Below are 6,912 nucleotides of genomic sequence, written 5' to 3' on the forward strand. Positions count from 1 at the left end.
GGCCGGTCAGGGGTGATCGCTGATCAGTGACAGCAGCCCGCCCTCGGGATCGCGGATGCCGGCGACGCGCCCGTAGGCGCTGTCGATGGGCTCGCCGGTGATCTCGGCGCCCAGTTCCTTGGCGTGGGTGACGGCCGCGTCGACGTCGTCGACGGCGAAGAAGACATGCCAGCGCGGCCGCACCCTCGGGTCGGCCGCGGCCTCGACCCCGCCGCCGCGGATGCCCGCCACGCTGTGGCCGTCCACGTAGAGCACGACGCGGTCGTTCTCCCACTCCACGACGTAACGCGGACCGCGCCGGTCCCAGTGGAAGACCTCGCCGTAGAAGAGGGCGGCGGCGAAGGCGTCGCGGGTGCGCAGTTCGATCCAGGTGGGCGCCCCGTGCATGCGCAGCTTGCGCGGCGGGCCCTGCTCGCCTTCCCAGATGCCGAAGGCCGCGCCCATGGAGTCGGCGACGAGCGCCAGGCGCCCGGCGTCGAAGTCCAGCGGGCCGACGGCGACCGTGCCCCCGCGGTCGCGGATGTCGGAGGCGGTCGCGTCGGCGCTCTCCACACCGAAGTAGGTCGTCCAGGCGACGGAGGTCTCCCAGTCACGGGCGATGGCGCCGATGCCCGCGACCTCGGTGCCGTCGATCATGGCCCGTTCGTACGGACCCCAGCGTGACGGGCCCGGTTCGAAGGTCCAGCCGAGCAGCGGCCCGTAGAACGCCTTCGCCACGTCCAGGTCGCGCGCCATCAGACTGACCCAGCAGGGTGCGCCGGCCACGCAGCAGATCTTCGTGGTGGACACGTCCTGGCCTCCTTGATCGTCGCCCGTTCCAAGGATGGGGGCAGCGGGTCAGGTGGGCATTTCGACGGGTCCGCCGCACGGAAGCGGCCGCGCGGGCGGCGCGGTGGGCTCAGTGTCCGAACAAGTGCATCCGGCTGCGGCGCGAGGGGACCGTGGCGGTGGTCTTCCCGGTGGTGGTCGTGGCGGTGTCAGCGGTGTCCGTGGTCCCGGCGGTCCTGGCGCCCGTGGTGCCGGCCGGGGTGGTGGCGGCAGCCTCGTGCGCCCGTGCCCGCCGGCGCAGGGTGCGCAGCTCGGCGCGGCGGCTGCGCGAGCGTCCGGCGCCGGCCATCGCCATGCCCGCGGCCAGGCAGAACACCAGGCCGAGAGCGATGCCGGCGAGGAAGACGCCGAGGGTGTTGAGGGTGGCGATGTCGGTTCCGAACATCGTCACCGTGTAGTCGGGCCCTCCGGAGAGGTTGTCCGAGATCAGGAGCCCGGTGAAGGCGGCGGTCCCGCCCATCAGCAGAAGTCCCAGAAGCAGCATCGTGCTCTCCTCGATGTCCTGGCCGTGGTTCTGGTCCGTTGAGCCTCGCCTACCCCGAGCGGGGACACGGATGCGTACCGCCGTCCTTGCGCAGGAAACGGCGCAGGCGGGTGAGGGGCCAGGTGTTGATCACGTCGTCCTTGGTGAGCCGGCCGCGCTGCGCGGTGCCGACGCCGTAGCGCATGAAGTCCAGGTGCGGCGTGGAGTGGGCGTCGCTGTCCACGGCGAACCGCACGCCGTGCCGGCGGGCGCGCAGGATGAGCTCGTCGCCCAGGTCCAGCCGGTCGGGCTGGGCGTTGACCTCCAGCGCGGTGCCGGTGCGCGCGCAGGCGGCGAAGACCTCGTCGAAGTCGGCGTCGACGGCGGGGCGTCTGCCCAGCATCCGGGTGGTGGGGTGGCCGATGATGTTGACGTGCGGGTTCTCGGCGGCCCGCACCAGGCGCCGGGTGAGCGCGGCGCGGCCTTGGTGGAAGTGCGAGTGGATCGAGGCGACGCACAGGTCGAAGCCCGCCAGGAAGTCGTCGGGCCAGTCCAGACCGCCGTCCGGGCCGATGTCGAGCTCGGTGCCGTGCAGGACGCGCATGCCGCGGTGGGCGCCCTGGGCGCGGTCCAGGGCCCGGACGCGTTCGCGCTGGGCGAGGATCTTCTCGTCCGTCATCCGCTGCATGGACAGGCCGGGCGCGTGGTCGGTGACGGCGTAGTACGCGTAGCCGCGGCGCGCGGCGGCCTCGACCATCTCCTCCAGGCCCGCCAGCCCGTCGGTGAGGTCGGTGTGGGTGTGCAGGTCACCGCGGATGTCGCGGTCGGCGACCGGCTCGGGCAGCTCGCCCTCCAGACCCTCCTGGATCTCTCCGCGGTCCTCGCGCAGGGTCGGCGGTATCCAGGGCAGACCGAGCCGGGCGTAGACCTCCTCCTCGGTGCGGGAGACGATCAGCTCGCCGGTCGCGGCGTCGAAGAGGCCGTACTCGGAGAGCTTGAGCCCGTGGCGGACGGCCAGCTCCCGGGTGCGGATGTTGTGCGCCTTGGAGCCGGTGAAGTACTGCAGCGCGGCGCCCCAGGAGTCCGGTGGCACCACCCGCAGGTCCACCTGAAGGCCCTTGGTCGTGCGGATCGAGGTCTTCTTCTCCCCGCGCGCGATGGTCTCGGCGGCGTACGGCAGACGGGTGAACGCCGCCATGAACGGAGCGGACCGATCGGCGGCGACGAGGACGTCCACGTCGCCGATCGTCTCGCGCATGCGGCGCAGGGAGCCCGCCCAGGCGCAGCGCCGGCAGCCGGTGACCTCCGACAGGGCGGCGACGACCTCCTCGGCGACCCCGGTGGCGACGTTCAGGGGGACCCGGCCGCCGGAGGACAGCATCAGGCCGATGCCGTGCAGGATGTTCTCCTCGGTCCGGGGGCCGAAGCCGGGCAGGTCGCGCAGCCGTTCCTGCTCGATGGCATCGGCCAGTTCGCGCACGGAGGCGATGTGCAGCTCCTTGTAGAGCGTCATCGCGCGCTTGGGGCCGAGCGTCGGGATCGCGGTCATCTCCCGGACACCCGCCGGGATGCCGGCGCGCAGTTCCTCGACCGCCGAGACGGCGCCGGTGCCCAGGTACTCGGCGATCTTGTCGGCGACGGACCTGCCGACGCCGGGGATCTTGAGCAGTGCCTTCTGGTCGAGCCGGAAGACGTCCTCGTGGTGGCCGCCGATGGCGCGGGCGGCCTTCTCGTAGGCGCGCGCCTTGAAGGCATCGCCACCGGTGATCCGGATGAGGTCGGCGTACTCCCGGAGCAGGGCTTCGACCTCGTCGTTGGCCCTGGCCATGAAAGGCGCCTTCCCGGCCACCGGCGCCCGCTAACGCGCGGGGACTGTCCTTCCCCTCGCGGCGGGACGGGCCTTGAGGCACCTTGGAGAGAGCTGGACGACAAGTCCCACGGCCCAGGGAGAGCGATATGACCGACCACACCTACCGGGTGACCGAGATCGTCGGCTCGTCGGACGAGAGCGTCGACGCGGCCATCCGCAATGGGCTCGCCCGTGCGTCGGAGACCCTGCGCAATCTGGACTGGTTCGAGGTCACCCAGGTCCGCGGCCACTTCGAGAACGGGCAGGTCGGGCACTTCCAGGTCGGGCTGAAGGTCGGTTTCCGCCTGGAGTCCGCCGGCTGACGCGACGGCGCCGGCGGCCGTCCGCGGCCGTTGTCAGTCCCTTGGGGGAACATGGCGGGTGCCGGTACCGCCTCGGGCCGGTCGTTTCCCCGGGAGGGACCGGTCATGGTGGCATTCCAGCTGACGATCGACTGCGCGGACCCCGCGGCCCAGGTCCGCTTCTGGGCCGCGGCGCTGCGGTACAAGCCGGAGGACGCGCCCGCCGGCTTCCCCACCTGGCGGGACTACTGGCTGAGCATCGGCGTCCCCGAGGAGGAACTGGGCGACTCCGACGGCTGCGACTCCATCGTGGACCCGGAGGGGGCGGGCCCGCGGATCTGGTTCCAGCAGGTCCCCGAGGGCAAGTCCGGCAAGAACCGGCTGCATCTGGACGTGAAGGTGGGCGGGCGGCGGGAGGACGTCCCGCTGCCGGTCCGCAAGGAGCGTGTCGACGCCGAGGTGGAGCGGCTGCTCGCGGCCGGTGCCTCCCGGCTGCGGGTGCTGTCCACGCCGGGTGTCGACCACTACGGGGTGGTGCTGCGGGACCCGGAGGGCAACGAGTTCTGCGTCGCCTGACCCGCCGGGCGGTTCTCGCGGGAGTTCACCGGCCGCCGTCGCGACGGCGGCGCCACAGATGGCGGGCCACGAGCGCCGCGAGGAGCACGCCGAGGGCGATCAGCAGGTACACCTGGGAGCGGGTGAGCCAGGAGTAGACCGATCCGAGCCGGGTGCCCGCCGCGTAGCCGACGGCCGCCCAGGCCCCGACCCACAGCAGGGCCCCCAGCGTCGTGCACGCGAGGAACCGCCACCAGGGCATGCCCGCGGTGCCGGCGATGATGCCGTTCGTCTGCCGGAGGACGTCCACGAAGCGCGCGAAGACGATCACGAGGTCGGCACGGCGGGCGAAGAAGGCCTCCCCGCGCGCGAAGCGCGCCGGAGTCAGCAGCACGTAGCGGCCCCATCGGTGCACGAAGGCCCGACCGCCGCTGTGCCCGATGAGGTAGCCCAGGCAGTCGCCCAGCAGGGCGGCGGCCACGGCGACCGCGACGACGCCCACGATGTCCATCCGCCCGGTGCCCGCGTAGGCGGCGGCCACGACCAGGATCGTCTGGCCGGGCACCGGGATGCCGCAGTTGTCGAGGAGCACGAGCACGCCGACCGCCAGGTAGCCGTAGTCCTCCAGCAGCGGCGCCAGGTCGGCCAGCGGCCCGGGCAGCGGAGGCGGGACGCCCACCCTCACCGCACGGCGGCACGATCGGCCGCTCCGCTCCCGTACCGGGCCCCCGTGGGACGCAACTCCCGGTCCGTGGCGGGAAGTCCGCGCCCGCGCACGGACCGTACCGCTCGCGTCATGGGCACCTCACTCGCCAGGTCGGACAACTTTCGCGCCGCACCATGAAGCGCTGTACCGGGGTGGGGGCCGGGCTTCCGGGGCGTGTCGGGGGCTGGATTCACACCGGCGGGCTAGGACCGGCCACCGCCGGGCGGTCTCCCCGTCGCACGTGGCCCTCCGCGCGGCGCCGGTCCCGAAACACGCCTTGGCGCACCGACCACGGTCCGCTCCCGGAACCGCGCGGCCGGGGATAGTGGCTGTGTGCCCGGTGGCCTCCCCCCACGCCTCGCCGACCTCGTGCGGCTCAACAGCGACCCGATCGCCGTGCAGACGGTGCGCTCGACGGTGGCCGCGGTCCTGTCGTACGCCGTGGCCGTCTGGCTGCTGCCCAACCCGGCGCCGCTGACGGCCCCGCTGACGGCGTTGCTGGTCGTCCAGGTCACCCTCTTCACAACTGTGACGACGGGCATCCGCCGGGTGATCAGCGTGGTGGCGGGCGTGCTCATCGCGGTGGGCTTCAGCGAGCTGATCGGGCTGACGTGGTGGAGCCTCGGGCTGATCATCCTGGCTTCGCTGGTCATCGGGCACTTCATCCGGGTGGACGAGTTCGTCGCCGAGGTGGCCATCAGCGCGATGCTGATCCTGGCGGTGCCGGCACCGTCCGGGGAGGCCGTGGACCGCGTCATGGAGACGCTGGTCGGGGCCGCCGTCGGTGTGCTCCTGAACGTGGTCGTGCCCCCGCCGGCGTTCGTCGAGCCGGCCGGTGAGGCGGTACGCGAGCTGGCCGAGCACATGCGGCTGCTGATGATCCGTATGGGTGGCGAACTGCGCGCCGGCGCGACCGCCGAACGGGCCCGTACCTGGCTGATGGACGCACGGCGCCTGGACAACGAGATCGCCCGTTTCGACGCGTCGTTGCGCCGGGCGGAGGAGGGTACCCGGCTCAATCCGCGGGTCAGGCCGGCCGAGGGCGCGATGGCCAGGCTCGTCCTCCGCAGCGGTCTGGACACCCTGGAGGTGTCCACGGTCCTGATGCGCACACTGTGCCGCTCCCTGACCGAGATGGAGCGCGAGCGCGGGCCGCTGGAACCGCTGTTCTCCAAGGAGCTCGCGGACGGAATGGACGAGCTCTTCGCCGACATGGCCGACGCCGTGGACAGCTACGGCCGGCTGATCGCGGCCCAGGTGACCGCGGGCGCCGAGCAGGCGGAGGCACGGCTGGAGGACGCCCTGCGGCGCGGGCGGGAGGAGCGCGACCGGATCGCGGTGCTGCTGCGGGCGGAGACCGAACGGCGCTGGGAGAACTGGGACCTGTACGGGGCGCTGCTGGCCAACATCGACCGGCTGCTGAACGAGCTGGACCTCGAACAGCGCTCCCGATGGCTGTCCGAGCAGCTGGTCGCCGTCGCCCCCTCCTCGAAGGGAATGTCCGCCCGGGTCCACCGGCGGGCCCGCGCCATCACCGGACGGCTGCGGCGCGGCGCACCTGGCCGGGGCTGATCGCGGCGGCACACCCGCGGGCCGCCGGGCGGGGAGGCGGCCGGTCGCACAGGTCCAATTCGGCTCGCCCGAGGCGGAGTTGTCTCGTCGGAAACGAGGCAGTCGCCCCTCCGGGTGCCAAATCTCGTGGGCGTCGTGACGGTGATCCGCGAGGCCTGTCGCCGGGTCAGGTAGGCCCGGATCGTTTCGTGGCAGTGCGTCACTTCCTTGGCCACGTTGTCGCCCGGACGCTCCGCTCGACGGGCGGGCTCCGGCGGAGGGACGTACGACTGATCGCAGAGGCGGCGACCGCCGCCGACCACGCGTCCGAGGAGAGGACCCTCATGCGAACCAGTCTGACGCGCCGCACCGCTCTCGGTGTCGCCACCGGACTCCTGGCCACCGGCCTGATCGCCGCGAGCGCCGGCTCGGCCGCCGCCGCCGGCCACATGGTGCTCCGCGACAGCAGCAGCCAGACGCGGCTGCTCGACGAGGATGACAACAACGGCGGCAACGACGACCCTGCCGACAACGCGATCGACAACGGCGGCAACCTCGACCCCGCCGACAACGCGATCGACAACGGCGGCAACCTCGACCCCGCCGACAACGCGATCGACAACGGCGGCAACCTCGACCCCGCCGACAACGCGATCGA

8 protein-coding genes are annotated in these 6,912 nt (G+C 72.6%); 4 read left to right on the forward strand and 4 right to left on the reverse strand.

What is annotated here, in order from left to right:
• Window positions 1-6 precede the first annotated feature (6 nt).
• From ACFWVC_RS13450 to polX, 3 genes are all read right to left on the reverse strand, one after another.
• Entirely contained in the window at window positions 7-789 is a 783-nt protein-coding gene (locus ACFWVC_RS13450; RefSeq protein ID WP_384283696.1) for a VOC family protein, read from the reverse strand.
• A gap of 109 nt (window positions 790-898) precedes the next feature.
• Window positions 899-1,312, reverse strand: coding sequence for a hypothetical protein (locus ACFWVC_RS13455; RefSeq protein ID WP_384283699.1), 414 nt, complete (start codon window positions 1,310-1,312; stop codon window positions 899-901).
• A gap of 49 nt (window positions 1,313-1,361) precedes the next feature.
• Entirely contained in the window at window positions 1,362-3,119 is a 1,758-nt protein-coding gene (gene polX, locus ACFWVC_RS13460; protein ID WP_384283703.1) for a DNA polymerase/3'-5' exonuclease PolX, read from the reverse strand.
• A 128-nt stretch (window positions 3,120-3,247) separates the two neighbouring features.
• On the opposite strand from polX, the gene ACFWVC_RS13465 reads away from it, so the two are divergent.
• On the forward strand, window positions 3,248-3,463 hold the full coding sequence (locus ACFWVC_RS13465; protein WP_384283707.1) for a dodecin: 216 nt from the start codon (window positions 3,248-3,250) through the stop codon (window positions 3,461-3,463).
• 105 nt (window positions 3,464-3,568) lie between these two features.
• Window positions 3,569-4,018: a VOC family protein gene (locus ACFWVC_RS13470; RefSeq protein WP_384283711.1), complete on the forward strand. Its 450-nt coding sequence runs from the start codon at window positions 3,569-3,571 to the stop codon at window positions 4,016-4,018.
• Between the two features lie 25 nt (window positions 4,019-4,043).
• On the opposite strand, the gene ACFWVC_RS13475 is transcribed toward ACFWVC_RS13470, so the two are convergent.
• On the reverse strand, window positions 4,044-4,676 hold the full coding sequence (locus tag ACFWVC_RS13475) for a DedA family protein (RefSeq protein WP_384283714.1): 633 nt from the start codon (window positions 4,674-4,676) through the stop codon (window positions 4,044-4,046).
• A 360-nt stretch (window positions 4,677-5,036) separates the two neighbouring features.
• Here ACFWVC_RS13475 and ACFWVC_RS13480 point away from each other — a divergent pair, with 360 nt between their 5' ends.
• A complete protein-coding gene (locus ACFWVC_RS13480; protein WP_384283717.1) occupies window positions 5,037-6,275 on the forward strand; it encodes an aromatic acid exporter family protein in 1,239 nt (412 codons plus the stop codon).
• 323 nt (window positions 6,276-6,598) lie between these two features.
• Window positions 6,599-6,912: hypothetical protein (locus tag ACFWVC_RS13485; RefSeq protein WP_384283720.1), on the forward strand; the 314-nt coding region annotated here is incomplete at its 3' end.

This window comes from Streptomyces sp. NPDC058691, assembly GCF_042714775.1.
GTDB lineage: Bacteria > Actinomycetota > Actinomycetes > Streptomycetales > Streptomycetaceae > Actinacidiphila.

Coding starts and splice junctions, on each gene's coding strand:
- ACFWVC_RS13470 (WP_384283711.1), top strand. CDS start 3,569: ATGGTGGCATTCCAGCTGACGATCGACTGCGCGGACCCCGCGGCCCAG.
- ACFWVC_RS13465 (WP_384283707.1), top strand. CDS start 3,248: ATGACCGACCACACCTACCGGGTGACCGAGATCGTCGGCTCGTCGGAC.
- ACFWVC_RS13455 (WP_384283699.1), bottom strand. CDS start 1,312: ATGCTGCTTCTGGGACTTCTGCTGATGGGCGGGACCGCCGCCTTCACC.
- polX (WP_384283703.1), bottom strand. CDS start 3,119: ATGGCCAGGGCCAACGACGAGGTCGAAGCCCTGCTCCGGGAGTACGCC.